This is a genomic window from Enterococcus villorum (assembly GCF_007990225.1).
In the GTDB taxonomy this organism is placed as follows: Bacteria; Bacillota; Bacilli; order Lactobacillales; family Enterococcaceae; genus Enterococcus_B; species Enterococcus_B villorum.
The window spans coordinates 1-14,775 of record NZ_BJWF01000023.1 but is presented as its reverse complement, the minus strand read 5'-3'; the positions used below and the strand labels follow the sequence as shown (position 1 = coordinate 14,775).

The following is a 14,775-nucleotide window of genomic DNA, read 5'->3' as shown; positions in this document are numbered from 1 at the left end:
TAACTATTTCTCTCATGTAAGATTGTAAAAAATAACGAAACGTATCGTATCAGGGAGTTTAGTAGAAATTAGTCAAACTAGAATTTTGATTCATAATAAGAAGTTGCATTGAAAATGAGAAAACGAGTCATCAAATTTTTATCGATTGTTAGAGCTAATCCTTTTATAGGGTTTCCATTATTAGCTGTAATTATTTTATTAAGTTTCAAATCGTAATAATTACTATTTGTTAGCTAGAAGTAAGAGAATAAGGATAACGTAAAAGTATGGGAAATCATTTTATACTAGATAGTTACTTTTGATTTATTATATAAAACTTTACAGGTTTAGAAAAAGGAGTGGGTGGTGTGGTAGAAATATACGATCATTGGTGGTTGAAAGGAGAAAATGGCGACCAAGAGATGGAGGAAAATCATTATTTAGCCTGGCAAAATGTCATACATTTGATGGATAAAAAGGATATTGAAAAGAAAAAAATTTTAGATTTTGGTTGCAATCAAGGAGGGTTTTTAAGACAACTGTACGATCACATTCCTTATAAGAATGCATATGGCATTGACTTAGCTAAAGAAGCCATTGAAATTGCTAAGCAACGTGCAAAAATGTATCCAATCACCTATGCAGTGGGTAGCAATCCGGCTGTTTTCGATTGTTTATTTGATACAGTTATTAGTACTTCTGTGTTGTATTTAATTGAAGATTTACCAGAGCATTTTCGCTTAATTGGTCATGTACTAAGAGAAGGTGGCGTTTACTATACCTCATTTTCTGACCAAACAAAAAATCCAAGTGCAACATTCATGAAAGAAAAAATTGATCGTTACGGAGCAACAAAGATGCAAATTAAATCGTTGAATGAAGTGGTCGATGGTTTAGTGGCACAAGGATTTTCTGTTGAATTAATCAAAGAACAGCAACAACCTGTCTATGAGGTAACATCGTATAAGGAATTTTATTTATCTGTCGATGATTATCTTTTTTCCTGCGACCATTCTTATTTAATTAAAGCAAGAAAAGGTGGGAGAAAATGAGAAAAAAAACTTATTTGATCATTCTTTTGCTAGTAATAAGTGTTTTAACAGCGTGTACGAATAAAAAACTAGAGTTATCAAGTGAGAAGGATTCAAAAACAGTAACCATTGCAATTGCAAGCGAAGGAAAAGGAAAGTATTTAGATGCCACTTCTTATGACAGTGCGATGGCTTTATATGGAGCGGTTTATGAACCATTGATCACCTATGCCGGACAAGGTACCTATAAACCAGGTTTAGCACAGAGATGGGAACAATCAGAAGATGGAAAGACTTATACGTTTTACTTAAAAAAGCATCAAAAATTTTCTAATGGTACGGAGGTAACAGCAGATGCTGTTAAGTTTACCTTAGAACGTGCGAAATTTTTAAACGAGATGTCAACACTCCAAACTTTAACAAATTTAGAAACGATCCATATACCAGATAAATATACGGTAGAACTAGTATTTAACCAAGTCTCCAATCAACTATTGGCGGAATTGTGTCAAACACGGCCGTTAAGAATTATGAGTCCAGATTCTGTTGATACTAAAAAATATGACGGAAAATTCGAAAAAGCAATTGGATCAGGCGCACTTTGTGTGGAAAAATCAACGGATGAGCAAACCATCATGACTCCAAATCCTTATTATCGCCAGAATCATCCAATCGATTACCAAGTCATTTTTCAAACCATTCCTGATGCTAGTTCACGTTTTTTAGCAATGAAAAGTGGGGAAGTGGATATTGTTGGAGGAACCTTAGGAGATCTTTCAACAAGTGACAAAGATATATTAGCCAAAGATCACACGTTCAACAGTTATGATTTTGCAGGAACAATGACGCATTTTATGGCTTTTAATCCAGGTAACGAGCAACTTTCTCAACCCATTCGAGAAGGAATTGCCACAGCCATTAATATAGCGAAACTTTCTGACAAAAAGCTCGAGGGACTCTTTCAAGAGACCGTTCAATATGTCAATCAAGCCAATCAATCTGCAAAAATTTATGATGTCGAAAAAGCGAAAGCACTATTTGAAAAAGCCGGCTATCAACTGAATACAGCAGGATATTATGAAAAAAACAACATACCATTAGCATTTAATCTAGTTATTCAAACCACTGAATTTCCTGAGTGGAAAGAAAAGGCAGAGTTGATCGAACAATACTTGAAACAAGTGGGTGTAAGTGTATCAATTCAAATAGTTGATCAAGAAAGTTATTATGATAGATTATGGAAAACCAAAAAGTATGACCTAATCTTTTATCGCACATATACAGATGCGTTATTGCCTTATTATTTTTTACATTCCTTATTTGAGAATCAAAAAGAACAGTCTGGGATTTTGGCTAACGACGGTGTATTAACTGATTTGTTGAAAATCTATGCGAAAACAAGTGATAAAACCAAACAACAGGAGATTTTTCAATCTATTTTTAAACGAATAGCTGATCAGACTTTGGCTGTCCCCATTGACTACAAAGATGAATGTTTTGTGACCTCTAAAAAAATATCGAGATTTACCTATTCTGGCCTATCCGATGCGCCGATTGACTTTTCACACTTGACGGTAGCATAAATGCGAAGAAAACTTTTAGCAAAAAAAACGCTGCAACTTATTGTTAGTGTATTCTTATTTACCATGCTTTTGTATGGGTTATTGATTTTGTCAACTGGTGACCCTGCGCTTCGTGTGTTAAGAAAATTTGGGATACAAACAGTTTCAGCAAACAATTTATCAGAAATTAGGGAAAAGTTAGGTATAAAAGAGAATTTTTTTCAAAGTTATTTTTATTGGCTTTTTCAAGTATTAAGAGGAAATCTTGGTACTTCTTTTATGACGGATCAATCCGTTCGGCAATTATTAGTTGAAAAGTCTATGGTCACGATTCGCTTAATTAGCCTTACTTTTTTTATTTCTTGCCCATTTTCTTTACTATTGGGAAGTTGGATCGGAAATAAACCATTCCTTCGAGGGATTAATCAACTATTAGCAATTATTCTATCTTTTCCAGTTTACTGGCTTTCTATCGTTGCCATTTTTTACTTTGGTGTTCAATTACAATGGTTGCCTTTTGTTGGCAGTAGTCATATAAAGAACTATTTATTACCTATTTTTGTTATGTGTGTATCTGAAAGTGCCTATTTAACTAAAATGGTTAGTGAGTTGGTTATGCCTATTGCAACAAGCGAACGGCAACAAATTGCTCGCTTTAGAGGAATAAAAAAATCTTATCGTTTTTATTATCAATTGAATGAATTAGCAACGCCATTGATCTCGTTGTATGGGAATAGTCTCCTTCATTTATTTGGTGGAAGTGTCATGATTGAAATCACCTTTAGTATGTCCGGTTTAGGGAAATTATTGATGGATGCAATAGCCTCAAGAGATTATCCGGTTATTCAAGGGGTGACACTCATAGTTGCGATTTGTACATTTGTTCTTTCGTATATTATTGATCTAATGATTCAACGAATAGACTCAAGAATTTTAATTAACCAAGGGGGCTCATAAGCTGAAAAAAAAGTGGCTATTTTTGCTATTGGTCGGTGTGGGAAGGGTGTTTATTTGGTTAAAGACATCTGATCCTTATAGAATTGATCAATCGAGCCGACTAGAAGGGATGAGTTGGCGACACTGGTGTGGGACTGATTATTTAGGAAGAGATGTTTATACACGTATCGTTTATGGAACTTTTTCTTCTCTAGTCATTACAATAATTGTTTTAGTAAGTGTGCTAACAATCAGCCTTTTATTAGGAGGTGGTGCAGGATTGTTAGGTGGGGTGTTTGACTTACTTGTAATGACGTTTACTGATATTTTATTAAGTGTTCCGTCATTGCTCTTGGCACTCGTCTTTGCAGGCATATTTGCCAATACGATTGTGACAGTGATGATCGCATTGATGATTAGTTGGTCAGGAAAATACATTCGTTATATTCGTCATTTAGTCCTTGATTTAAAAAAAGAAGAATTTGTTTGTTTAGCACCATTAAGAGGTTCATTGGGAAAGCATACGTTGATGGTTCATATTCTTCCTAATTTATTTACCGAACTTTTTTCTTTAGTTATAAGCGATATTGGTAAACTTCTTTTAAGCATATCAGGATTGTCATTTCTAGGTATAGGGATACAACCACCTATGCCAGAGTTAGGAACAATTTTATACGATGGAAAAATGTATTTCTTTGTTGCACCGTGGTTATTTATTTTTCCAGGAATTGTTTTAAGTAGTATCGTTTTATTGACACAAGCATTTAGCCACCAATTTAGCGAGAGGAAAGAATAAGTAGTGATCGAATTAGTAGAATATGCCATTTATCATAAAGAAACAGCGTTGCTTCATCCGCTGACGCTAAAAATTCCTAAAGGTGAATTTTTTGCTGTGATTGGTGAAAGTGGTGGGGGAAAAACACTTTTGACAAAGGCCATTCTGAATTTATTACCTAGAGAGTTGACTGAAACCGGTCAGATTAAACGGACAAAAGAACCAATGGAACTTGTTGTTCAACAGCCATTAGATAGTTTGCAACGAAATTTTTCGATCCACCGACAATTTCATCATTTTTTAAAATCACGTGGAATCAAAACAAAAGACATTCGTGAAAAAAAATTTATGAATTGCTTACTCAGGCTGGTTTTTCACAACCAAAAGCTCTTTTATCAAAAAAAACTTTTGAATTGAGTGGTGGAATGTGTCAGCGAGTCGCCATAGCTATGGCATTATTTTCAGTACCTAAATTACTTGTTGTCGATGAACCAACCAGTGCTTTAGATGCAAAAAGTAGAGAACTTGTATTGAATTTGTTAAATAAAATCTATCATGAATATGAAATGACCATCGTCTTTGTCACTCATGATTTATCAATTGTTCATCGCTTCAGCACAGCTGTTGCTTTACTAAAAGAAGGGCGACTCATTGAAACGGGTTCAACAAAAGAAGTACTTAGTCATCCAAAAGATCGTTATACAAAGGAGCTGATAAAACTTTTTGAAGAAGCAAACAGCTATATTAACAATAGAGAAGCTAGCGAAAACAAAGAAGAAGAAACGATTATTCAAAGATTTTAATCTATCTGTCCTTTCTGGAGAATGGGTGGGAATTATTGGGGAAAATGGTTCTGGAAAGACCACACTAGCAAAGATAATCTGTGGACTTGAAGCGGTAGATGAAGGATTAATTTTTTTTGAAGGAAAAGCACAACAATGTTTTTCAAAAAAAGAATGGTTAAAAAAAGTACAATTAGTCACTCAGTATACGAGGCATGCTTTAGATCCGACAAAAACTATTAAACAAATTTTATTTGAACCAATAAATCAATTTGGCTTAGCTCCATATAATGATGAAGAGCGAAAGATCGAAAAAATATTGAGCGATTGCCAATTGCCTAAAACAATATTAACGAAGTATCCTAAAAAATTAAGTGGGGGAGAATATCAGCGAATTTGCGTAGCATTAGCTTTATTGGTTCAACCAGAAGTATTGATTTGTGACGAAGCAACCGCCAATTTAGATAAAATGACGGAAATGAGAATCCTTAAATTGTTGAAGAAAAAACCAATGAGTGTGATTTTTATTTCTCATGATCACACACTTGTGAAAAAATATTGCCATCAATTTGTTGAGTTAACGTAAATAATACGCTAGTGTAAATACATGAATTTTTTTCATAATAAAATGACATAATTACTATTTTAAACAGAAAAACACGGCTACCATAAATGGTTACCGTGTTTTTTATTTTAAGTGATTTTTAAAAGCATTAAAAAAAACGTTGAAAATATGTTTAGTTTTTTAGTCGTTCAAAATGGTAGGTTGATTTAACGAAAATTTCAAATCGTTTTTTGCTACACTCGCTATTCTTCCGTGGTCGTGAAATATTCTGGAAATCGACCAACAACTGTTTCTTTTTCATACAACATCATATGTGAATGAAAGGCTGTGAGAAAATTTACTTCCTCTGGACTTTTAGCAAGCAAGGCATGAAATATATTGTAATGCTGTTCTAAAATAGTCTCCCATGGCAAGCCATTAGTGAGGACACGTAGCCAACGAAAGCGTTCAAGATGGGTATTATGATCATCTAACCATGTCCAAATTTCTCGGCGATCAGCGATTTCAAAACAAATTTCATGAAACAAATTATCTGCAGCAAAAAAGTCTCGCTCATTTTTAGCAGCAGCGGCTTTTTCCTGTTCTTCTAAAACCGTTTGTAAAATAATGCTAGTTTGTTTATCTAACTTCGCACAACATTCGACCATAATCTGGCGTTCTAAATGTTCTCTTGTGAATCGAGCATTTTCCGCAGCTTTTAAATCAATTTTTGAGACATAAGTGCCACTTTGCGGAATGGTGTAGACTAACTCTTGTTGGCGTAATTGAATGAGGGATTCACGGATTGGCGTGCGACCAATTTTTAACATTTCTTCTAAATTTTTTTCTGAAATTTTCTTTCCAGGTTCTAAATCGCAATAAATAATTTTTTTGCGAATCGCTTTAAAAGCTTGGAATTGTAAACTATTTAGCGTCATGAAAGTACTCTCCATCTTTCTTTTATACATACTAGTATATCAGAAAAATCTTTTTAGTTCTAATATGTCAGTTAACTTCGTTTTTTAGGGTTTTTATAGTAAAAAAACGCTTGACAAGTCGTTTCATTAGCTATGAAGTATGTTTGTAAATAAAACTAATATATTAGTTAGCAAGGGGAAACGATGGTTGATTTTAGAAATTGGCAAAATAATGTCACAGAACTTAAAGCGAACAAAATTGAACTTCCTCAATATGATGTAGACAAATTAAAGCATCTTGGGAAAAAGGAACCAGTTTGGCTTCATTTTGGTGGGGGCAACCTTTATCGAGGATTTCATGGAGAAATTGCTCAAATATTGGCAAATCAAGGTGGTCTAAAGGCGGGTGTGGTGGTTTGCGAAACCTATGATGATCAGGTCGTAAGTAAAGGCTATCAGTCATATCATAATGATATTTTACAAGTAGTGATGCATGAAAATGGTCAGTTAAACCAAAGAATTTTAGCTGCAACAGCCGATAGTGTTTATTGTCAAAGGGAAAATGAAGAAGGGTTTAAAAAAGTAGTGGCATACTTTGAAAATCCATCTTTGCAGTTTGTTACGTTAACGATTACAGAAAAAGGGTATAGTTTAAAAAACACAGATGGTACATTTCTAGCAAATGTCCAACAAGACATTGATCATGGACCAGATCAAGCAACTCACACGATCGGAATAATTACCGCCTTATTACATAAACGTTTTTTAGCGGGAGAATGGCCGATTGCAATGGTTTCCACGGATAATTTTTCACAAAATGGACAGCGCTTCCTTGATAGCGTGTATGAAATCGCCAATGCTTGGGTAAATAATGGATTTGTTGAAACGAAATTTTTGGACTATTTAAACAATCCCAACCAAGTGAGTTTTCCTTGGAGTATGATTGATCGCATTACGCCAAATCCTTCTAAAGCTGTCCAAAAAAGGTTAGAAGAAAGTGGTTGGTCCGATCTAGCAATTATTCACGCTGAAAAACAAACAAATATTGCTCCTTTTGCCAATACCGAAGTCGTTCATTACTTAGTTATTGAAGATTCTTTTCCAAATGGACGTCCAGCATTGGAAAAAGCCGGAGTGATTCTAACAGATCGTTCAACAGTGGATAAAGTTGATATTATGAAAGTCACGACTTGTTTGAATCCACTTCATACAGCGTTAGCCGTTACTGGATGTTTACTGGGTTATACATCAATCGCCTCAGAAATGAAAGATGCCGATTTAGTTGCTTTAGTAAATGAAATCGGTTACCGAGAAGGCTTACCAGTTGTTGAAAATCCAGGAATTATTCAGCCTAAAGCTTTTATTGATGAAGTCATTCAACAACGCTTGCCTAACCCAAATATTCCAGATACCCCACAACGAATTGCCAGTGATACCTCACAAAAAATAGCGATCCGTTTTGGTGAGACGATTAAAAAATACCAAAAAGATCCTGAAAAAAATGTTCAAGATTTAACTTTTATTCCAGTAGCAATCGCTGCATGGTTACGCTATCTACTAGCCATTAACGATGAAGGTCAACGTTTTACACCAAGCCCCGATCCTTTGTTATCTGAATTACAGTTAACGTTAGAACATGTACATCTAGGAGAACAAAATACTGAAAAAATTCATCAAGCTTTGATGCCAATTTTACAAAATACAACCATTTTTGGTAGTGACTTGTATCAAGTTGGTTTAGCTGAAAAGATTGAAAAAATCTTTCAAGAAATGTTGGTCGGACCTGGCGCTGTGCGTCAAACGATTCATCAGTATGTAACAGCATCGTAGCAGGAGGAAAAGAACATGGAAATGACATTTAGATGGTATGGAGCAAATGAAGAAAAAATTAAGTTAGAAGAAATCCGACAAATACCAGCAATGAAAGGAATTGTAGGGACTTTAATGGATATTCCTGTAGGAGAAATCTGGCCAAAGGAAAGAATCAAAGCTTTAAAAGAAGAAATTGAAGCAGCTGGGTTAACGTTAAAAGTCATTGAGAGCGTGAATGTTCATGATGATATTAAAATTGGTTTACCAAGTCGAGATAAATATATTGAAAATTATAAACAAACCATTCGACATTTAGCAGAGTTTGGGGTGGAAGTCATTTGTTATAACTTCATGCCTGTCTTTGATTGGGTAAAATCAGATTTAGATTATCGACTGCCAGATGGTTCTTCTACTTTAGCTTACATTGAAGCAGATATTCCCGCTGATCCAGAAGAGATCATTCAAAAAGTTGAATCAGCTAGTAATGATTTTGAATTACCTGGTTGGGAACCGGAACGTTTAGCACAAGTAAAGTCATTATTAACAGCCTATAAGGAAGTGGATGAAGAGAAATTACGTGAGAATTACGCCTACTTCTTAAAAGCAATCATTCCTACTTGTGAAGAAGTTGGGATTAAAATGGCTGTACATCCCGATGATCCTCCGTATTCAATCTTTGGGCTACCACGAATTGTCAAAAATCGTGAAGATCTAGAATGGTTATGTAATGTTGTCGATAGCCCATCTAATGGGATTACTTTATGCACAGGAAGTATCGCTGAAGATCCAGCAAATGATGTCTATGCTATTTTAGCGGAATTTTGTCAACGTGATCGAATTCCATTTGCACATGTACGAAATATCAAGTTCATTCAAAAGAAAGATTTTTACGAAGCGCCACATAAATCAGAATATGGTTCTTTAGATATGTATAAAATATTAAAAGCAATGTATGACAACGGATTTAATGGCTACATTCGCCCGGATCATGGTCGAATGATTTGGGGAGAGACCGGACGTCCTGGCTATGGATTATATGATCGGGCTTTAGGCGCGGTATATCTTAACGGAATATGGGAAGCATTGGAAAAAGGAAAAACCAGATAAAGCAATGCTTTATCTGGTAAAAATAAAAATAAAAGGAAGCGGTTTAATTGTTATTAAATGAAAATTTTTTGATGGAAAGTCAATGGGGACAAAAATTATTTCATCAATTTGCTAAAGAAGAACCAATTATTGACTATCATTGTCATCTAGAACCACAAACAATTTTAGAAAATAAGCCTTACGAAAATCTGACACAAATTTGGCTGAATGATCGTGGTGCAGGTGACCATTATAAATGGCGCTTAATGAGAGCAAACGGGGTACCAGAAGAGTTGATCAGTGGAGATGGGGACGATTATGAAAAATTCTTGGCTTTTGTCCAAACGATTGAAAAAGCCCCAGGAAATCCAATATATGAATGGTCACATCTAGAATTACGTCGTTATTTTAATATTGACTTAACAATCAAAAAAGAAAATGCATCAGAAATTTGGTATCAAGCAAATCAAAAATTACAAACAGATGCTTATCGTCCTAAAGAATTGTTAAAAATGATGAAAGTAAAAGTAGTTTGTACAACTGATGATCCGATTGATGATTTAGTTGCACATGAAGCACTAGCCAAAGAAAAAGATTCATTAAAGGTCCTACCAACTTTTCGCCCAGATGCTAGTTGGGGAATTACGGATGAACATTTTGGAGAATACATGAGGAAATTAGCCCAATGTACGCACCAAAAGATTGAATCTTTCACCGACTTGACTCAGGCCTTATCAAAAAGGGTGACCTATTTCCATGAAAAAGGTGGTCGTTTAGCTGATCAAGGGTTAAATACTTATTTTTATCAAAAAGCATCAGAAACAGAATTAAATACCATTTTGACCGATGCATTACAAGGAAAGCGTGATTTTTCTAAAAAAGAAACCGCCCAATTTAAAACAGCAATTCAACTACATTTAATGAAATGTTATCACCAATACAATTGGACGATGCAAATGCACATGAATGCTTTAAGAGATGACTCGGCGACCATGAAACAAAGAATCGGCATCAATGTAGGTGGTGATTCGATGGGCGACCAAGTCAATCTAGCATCCAATCTTGTGGCACTTTTTTCAGATGCACAAGAACAAGCGATTTTACCTAAAATTATTTTGTATTCATTGAACCCAGCGGATTGGTTACCATTAGCTACAGCGATGCAAAGTTTCCAAGGTGAAATGATCCAAAAATTACAACTAGGTTGTGCGTGGTGGTTTAATGACACATGTGAAGGAATGCGCAATCAATTGACAGTCATGGCACAACAAAGCTTATTAGCTAACTTTACAGGAATGCTTACGGACTCGAGAAGTTTTCTAAGTTATCCGCGTCATGAGTATTTCAGAAGAGTACTTTGTCAGTTACTTGGAGAATGGGTGGATCAAGGTCGTTTACCTGAAGATCTTACATACTTAGGGAAAATTGTAAAGGATATTTGTTATGGAAATGCGTATCACTATTTTGGTTTTTTTGAGGAGTAGAGAGGAGTTGGCAGAATGAATAAAAAACAGAATTGGGTTTATCAACCAAAAAATATTAATGTCGGTCGTGGCATTTGTTATGGATTAACAGATTTGATGGGTGGTGGCTGGAATAATATTGTTTCAGGAGTTATTTTTGCTTTTGTTTTAAGCCAAGGAATTGATCCGGCCTTTGCTGGTGCGATTACCGGTTTGGGCCGAATTGTCGATGCCATTTTCTCCTTGTTCTTTGGCGCAATTACAGATGACTTTTATCGAACAAAGTTAGGGAAGTATTTCGGTCGTCGTCATTTCTTTATTTTGTTAGGTGGTATTCTTTTTGCCATTTTATTTCCACTTTTTTGGGTGAGATCGGATGATTGGCATTATTACTTAATTATCTACATTGCGATTGAAGTCGTCATTGTAATGATTTTAATTCCTTGGGAAACTTTACCAACTGAAATGACGGATGATTATCGAGAACGAACGATTTTATCGGGCTCACGTATGTTTATTTCCGCCACAGGAACAGCGGTAGTTTTTCTTGTTTTAGCAGCATTACAGCATATGCAAAATCCTAATGCTTATTTAATTACAGGAATCATTTGGACCGTTATTTTCGTCATTGCCATTTTTGTTTCTTATTGTACGACTTGGGAACGGAAATTGACACCAACCTTTTTAGCAGAATTGGAGAGTCGCCCACAGTTGACTTTTGGCCAATTCTTGAAAAAAACAGTGACAGATTATTTTTCAACTTTTAAAAATAAAGCCTTTCGTAAACATTTATTTGTCTATTTGTTGTCATTTACAGGAAAAGATTTCTATTCAACGCTATTACCAACCTTTATTATTGTGTGCATTCAAGGAGTCAAATCAGATACACCGTGGACATTACAAGCATTATCCATTTTTGGTATTGTCTCCACGCTAGTAGCAACAAAATTAATGATTACTCATGGGCCACGTTTTTTATTTTCGATTAGCTATGGTGTCATTATTTTAACAATGATTGGGTACTTTTTAACTTGGTATCTTCACTTAGCCAATGCTTTTTGGATTTTGATCGTCATCTCTATTTTCTATCAATGTGCACGAGCAATTTTAGAATTTACGCCTTGGAATGTTTTCCCATTCATTCCAGACGTAGACCGAATTATGACAAAAGAAGATCGTGCAGGGATCTATGCGGCAGTCATGACTTTCTTTAGAAAATCAACAGGTGCTTTAGCTTCATGGATTGCTGGAATTTTGTTAGCAGATATCGGCTTTAATTCGAAAACCATGACTAATTTTTCCAATACACCGCATCATATCCAAACAGGGATTGCCCTTATCTTCTTTGTCGCACCAGTTATTTTGATTGCATTGGCACTCATTGCTTCTACCACTTTTCAGTTAAATCGTCAGACGCATGAAATTTTGAAAAAGGAAATCCATCGGTTGGAAGCCGGTGGCAGTAAAGAAGATGTCTTGCCAGAAACGAAAAAAGTGGTTGAAACACTAACAGGTCATCCTTATCAAGAAGTTTGGATGAATGATCCGTATTACTCATAGAAAGCAGGAAATAAAATGAAGAAAGTTCATCGTTTAAAACAATTAGAACGCGCTGGTGTGATCGCAGTCGTTCGAGGTACTAATAAAGAACAAGCCATTAAAGTAAGTCGTGCTGTGATTGAAGGAGGTATGACAGGCATTGAGCTGACTTTTACTGTCCCAAATGCTGAACAAGCCATTCAAGAGTTAGTAGCTACTTATCAGAAACATGCGGATGTAGTAATTGGTGCAGGAACGGTATTAGATGCTATGACTGCACGTCTAGCCATAATGGCAGGAGCGGAATTTATTGTCAGTCCATGTTTTGATTTAGAAACAGCTAAAATCTGTAATTTGTATCAAATCCCTTATTTACCTGGATGCATGAGTATTAATGAGATGAAGGAAGCTTTAAAAGCTGGGGTAGATATCATCAAACTTTTCCCTGGTAGTGCTTTTGGACCTAGTATTGTTCAAGCTTTTAAAGCACCTTTACCACAATTAAATATTATGCCGACTGGCGGTGTTAGTTTGGAAAATATGGGTCAATGGTTCGATGCTGGTGTGGTTGCTGTAGGCGTTGGGGGCAACTTAATAGCGCCAGCAGAAAAAGGCAATTTTGAAGAAGTCACTAGAATCGCCAAGCAATATATAAAAAAAATGCAGGTCATTAGAGGAGTAGAATAATGGCTAAAATCATTACTTTAGGAGAAATCATGTTGCGTTTTTCTACGAAAGAAGGAGAACGCTTAGGAACAGCAAATACTTTAGCGACTCACTTTGGAGGTGGCGAGGCCAATGTGGCAGTTTCTTTAGCTAATTTTGGTCATGAAGTCTATTTTGCCACTAAAATTCCAGAAAATGCACTTGGGCAAGGAGTCTTGCACCATCTTAAAAGTTATGGTGTTTTAACAAATTATGTATTAGGAGGAGGGAACCGTTTAGGAACTTATTATGTAGAATCTGGCATAGGAGAGCGTGCTTCTCAAGTCCTTTATGATCGAGCAGACTCCAGCTTTGCTCAAATGAAAAAAAATGAGTGGGAAAACCAAGCAATGTTTGACGATAAAGACATTTTTCATATTTCAGGCATTACACCAGCATTAACGCCTGAATGGCAAACACTCACGCTTGAATTAGTAAAAGTGGCCAAAAAGAAAGGTTGCCAAATCAGTTTTGATGTGAATTATCGTAGTAAGTTATGGACACAAAACAAAGCCAAAGCATTTTTACAATACCTTTTACCTGAAATCGATTATTGTTCTGCTGGTAAATTAGATGCCCTTTATTTACTTGATATTCCAAGGACTGATTGTTCCGATAAAGAGGAATTGATTAATTATTATCAAGAAATTCAAAAAAAATACCCAAATATAAAATGTTTGTATTCAACGAAACGAGAAGTGATCTCTGCTACAGAAAATTTGTTGACAGGTACCTTGTGGGTTAAAGAAAATTATGTTGAATCGGTTACTCATCATTTGCAACCAATCGTTGATCGTGTAGGCGCAGGAGATGCTTTTACAGCCGGTGTGCTTCATGGACTACTGACTTATGATGTTCCTCAAAAAATCATTGACTTTGCCACAGCGTCAGCAGCTTTAAAACATACTGTTTATGGTGATGTGAATCTATTTACAGAAAAAGATGTGTTGACGTTTATTGAAAATGATTCTAGCAAAATTGTAAGGTAAATCTGTATGAATTTTTAAAAGGCATAAGAAGAATAGACAAAGTAAAGAAGATACATTGAACTTCTCCTCGGGGAAACTAAGAAAGATTCAAACAACATATCATTGAAATGTCTACGGATTGCCGTAAAATAAACCTCCATTTTTACATGGAGGTTTATTTCGTTGACTGCAAAAAGAATTTAAAAATGTATCACTTTTTTAAGCTACGTCTATAATTAAAGGAGAGTTCAATAACAAATTTACTACCATTCTATTCTTTCTTTAAGCAATAGGTCGCATATCTACCAATGACTTGTAAATTTGTTTTTTTGATTCGCTATTGTATTATTTATCGACTTTAGTCATTACAAGTTGGGCTTGATTTATATACAAGGCGTTTACAACAGTAAGAAGATTTTGTAGAAAAGAGACTCTTAAAAGTTCGTTCCTAACATTAACAGAGTCTCTGCTTGGAGACACAAGGTATTTAAACTTACAACATCACATTTTCCAATTGCTTTAGAGATCAGATTTTTGGTTGCCTGGATTGTTTCAATTGTAGTTGTTGGTGATAATGTAGTATAAGAATCATCAGTAAATAAAGCATTGACAGCTGCTAAGGCATTTTGTACGTCTGAGTCTTCAGAGATATTGGATGTGGTTAACAAAGCCTCTG

General features: G+C 35.3%; 15 protein-coding genes. 13 read left to right on the top strand and 2 right to left on the bottom strand.

Annotated features, from left to right (window positions below; translation table 11 throughout):
* The first annotated feature begins 347 nt into the window (after positions 1–347).
* Genes EVI01_RS08805 through EVI01_RS08780 form a run of 7 tightly spaced genes read left to right on the top strand, consistent with a single transcriptional unit; the run spans position 348 to position 5,651 of the window.
* Complete coding sequence (locus EVI01_RS08805; RefSeq protein ID WP_010752366.1) at positions 348–1,031, top strand: class I SAM-dependent methyltransferase; 684 nt, start codon at positions 348–350, stop codon at positions 1,029–1,031.
* Entirely contained in the window at positions 1,028–2,593 is a 1,566-nt protein-coding gene (locus EVI01_RS08800) for an ABC transporter substrate-binding protein (RefSeq protein ID WP_010752365.1), read from the top strand. The genes EVI01_RS08805 and EVI01_RS08800 overlap by 4 nt, the downstream gene beginning before the upstream one ends.
* A complete protein-coding gene (locus EVI01_RS08795) occupies positions 2,594–3,529 on the top strand; it encodes an ABC transporter permease (RefSeq protein ID WP_010752364.1) in 936 nt (311 codons plus the stop codon). It abuts the gene before it with no gap.
* A gap of 46 nt (positions 3,530–3,575) precedes the next feature.
* Positions 3,576–4,304, top strand: coding sequence for an ABC transporter permease (locus tag EVI01_RS08790; protein ID WP_244150152.1), 729 nt, complete (start codon positions 3,576–3,578; stop codon positions 4,302–4,304).
* 3 nt (positions 4,305–4,307) lie between these two features.
* Positions 4,308–4,700 (top strand): ATP-binding cassette domain-containing protein, encoded by a 393-nt coding sequence (locus tag EVI01_RS13870; RefSeq protein ID WP_010752362.1) that lies wholly within the window; start codon positions 4,308–4,310, stop codon positions 4,698–4,700.
* Entirely contained in the window at positions 4,637–5,086 is a 450-nt protein-coding gene (locus EVI01_RS13865; protein WP_208595914.1) for an ATP-binding cassette domain-containing protein, read from the top strand. The genes EVI01_RS13870 and EVI01_RS13865 overlap by 64 nt, the downstream gene beginning before the upstream one ends.
* On the top strand, positions 5,007–5,651 hold the full coding sequence (locus EVI01_RS08780) for an ABC transporter ATP-binding protein (protein WP_025480736.1): 645 nt from the start codon (positions 5,007–5,009) through the stop codon (positions 5,649–5,651). The genes EVI01_RS13865 and EVI01_RS08780 overlap by 80 nt, the downstream gene beginning before the upstream one ends.
* Positions 5,652–5,872: 221 nt before the next feature.
* On the opposite strand, the gene EVI01_RS08775 is transcribed toward EVI01_RS08780, so the two are convergent.
* Positions 5,873–6,547, bottom strand: a complete 675-nt coding sequence (locus EVI01_RS08775; RefSeq protein ID WP_010752359.1) for a GntR family transcriptional regulator — start codon at positions 6,545–6,547, stop codon at positions 5,873–5,875.
* Between the two features lie 183 nt (positions 6,548–6,730).
* Here EVI01_RS08775 and EVI01_RS08770 point away from each other — a divergent pair, with 183 nt between their 5' ends.
* The 6 genes from EVI01_RS08770 to EVI01_RS08745 are packed head-to-tail and all read left to right on the top strand — an operon-like array spanning position 6,731 to position 14,120.
* The gene (locus tag EVI01_RS08770) at positions 6,731–8,356 is read left to right on the top strand and encodes a mannitol dehydrogenase family protein (protein ID WP_010752358.1); all 1,626 of its coding nucleotides are present in this window, start codon (positions 6,731–6,733) and stop codon (positions 8,354–8,356) included.
* Between the two features lie 15 nt (positions 8,357–8,371).
* The gene (gene uxuA, locus EVI01_RS08765) at positions 8,372–9,445 is read left to right on the top strand and encodes a mannonate dehydratase (RefSeq protein WP_010752357.1); all 1,074 of its coding nucleotides are present in this window, start codon (positions 8,372–8,374) and stop codon (positions 9,443–9,445) included.
* A gap of 47 nt (positions 9,446–9,492) precedes the next feature.
* Positions 9,493–10,908 carry a glucuronate isomerase gene (gene uxaC, locus EVI01_RS08760; protein WP_010752356.1) on the top strand — a complete coding sequence of 472 codons (1,416 nt, stop codon included), beginning with the start codon at positions 9,493–9,495 and terminating at the stop codon, positions 10,906–10,908.
* Positions 10,909–10,923: 15 nt separating this feature from the next.
* Complete coding sequence (locus EVI01_RS08755) at positions 10,924–12,447, top strand: MFS transporter (RefSeq protein WP_010752355.1); 1,524 nt, start codon at positions 10,924–10,926, stop codon at positions 12,445–12,447.
* Positions 12,448–12,462: 15 nt separating this feature from the next.
* Positions 12,463–13,113 carry a bifunctional 2-keto-4-hydroxyglutarate aldolase/2-keto-3-deoxy-6-phosphogluconate aldolase gene (locus tag EVI01_RS08750; protein WP_010752354.1) on the top strand — a complete coding sequence of 217 codons (651 nt, stop codon included), beginning with the start codon at positions 12,463–12,465 and terminating at the stop codon, positions 13,111–13,113.
* The gene (locus tag EVI01_RS08745; protein WP_010752353.1) at positions 13,113–14,120 is read left to right on the top strand and encodes a sugar kinase; all 1,008 of its coding nucleotides are present in this window, start codon (positions 13,113–13,115) and stop codon (positions 14,118–14,120) included. The genes EVI01_RS08750 and EVI01_RS08745 overlap by 1 nt, the downstream gene beginning before the upstream one ends.
* 413 nt (positions 14,121–14,533) lie before the next feature.
* Here the strand turns inward: EVI01_RS08745 and EVI01_RS13690 are convergent.
* Positions 14,534–14,775: toxin Cry1Ac domain D-VI-related protein (locus EVI01_RS13690; protein ID WP_261766392.1), on the bottom strand; the 242-nt coding region annotated here is incomplete at its 5' end.

Coding starts and splice junctions, on each gene's coding strand:
- EVI01_RS08800 (WP_010752365.1), top strand. CDS start 1,028: ATGAGAAAAAAAACTTATTTGATCATTCTTTTGCTAGTAATAAGTGTT.
- EVI01_RS08795 (WP_010752364.1), top strand. CDS start 2,594: ATGCGAAGAAAACTTTTAGCAAAAAAAACGCTGCAACTTATTGTTAGT.
- EVI01_RS08775 (WP_010752359.1), bottom strand. CDS start 6,547: ATGACGCTAAATAGTTTACAATTCCAAGCTTTTAAAGCGATTCGCAAA.
- EVI01_RS08770 (WP_010752358.1), top strand. CDS start 6,731: ATGGTTGATTTTAGAAATTGGCAAAATAATGTCACAGAACTTAAAGCG.
- uxuA (WP_010752357.1), top strand. CDS start 8,372: ATGGAAATGACATTTAGATGGTATGGAGCAAATGAAGAAAAAATTAAG.
- EVI01_RS08755 (WP_010752355.1), top strand. CDS start 10,924: ATGAATAAAAAACAGAATTGGGTTTATCAACCAAAAAATATTAATGTC.
- EVI01_RS08750 (WP_010752354.1), top strand. CDS start 12,463: ATGAAGAAAGTTCATCGTTTAAAACAATTAGAACGCGCTGGTGTGATC.
- EVI01_RS08745 (WP_010752353.1), top strand. CDS start 13,113: ATGGCTAAAATCATTACTTTAGGAGAAATCATGTTGCGTTTTTCTACG.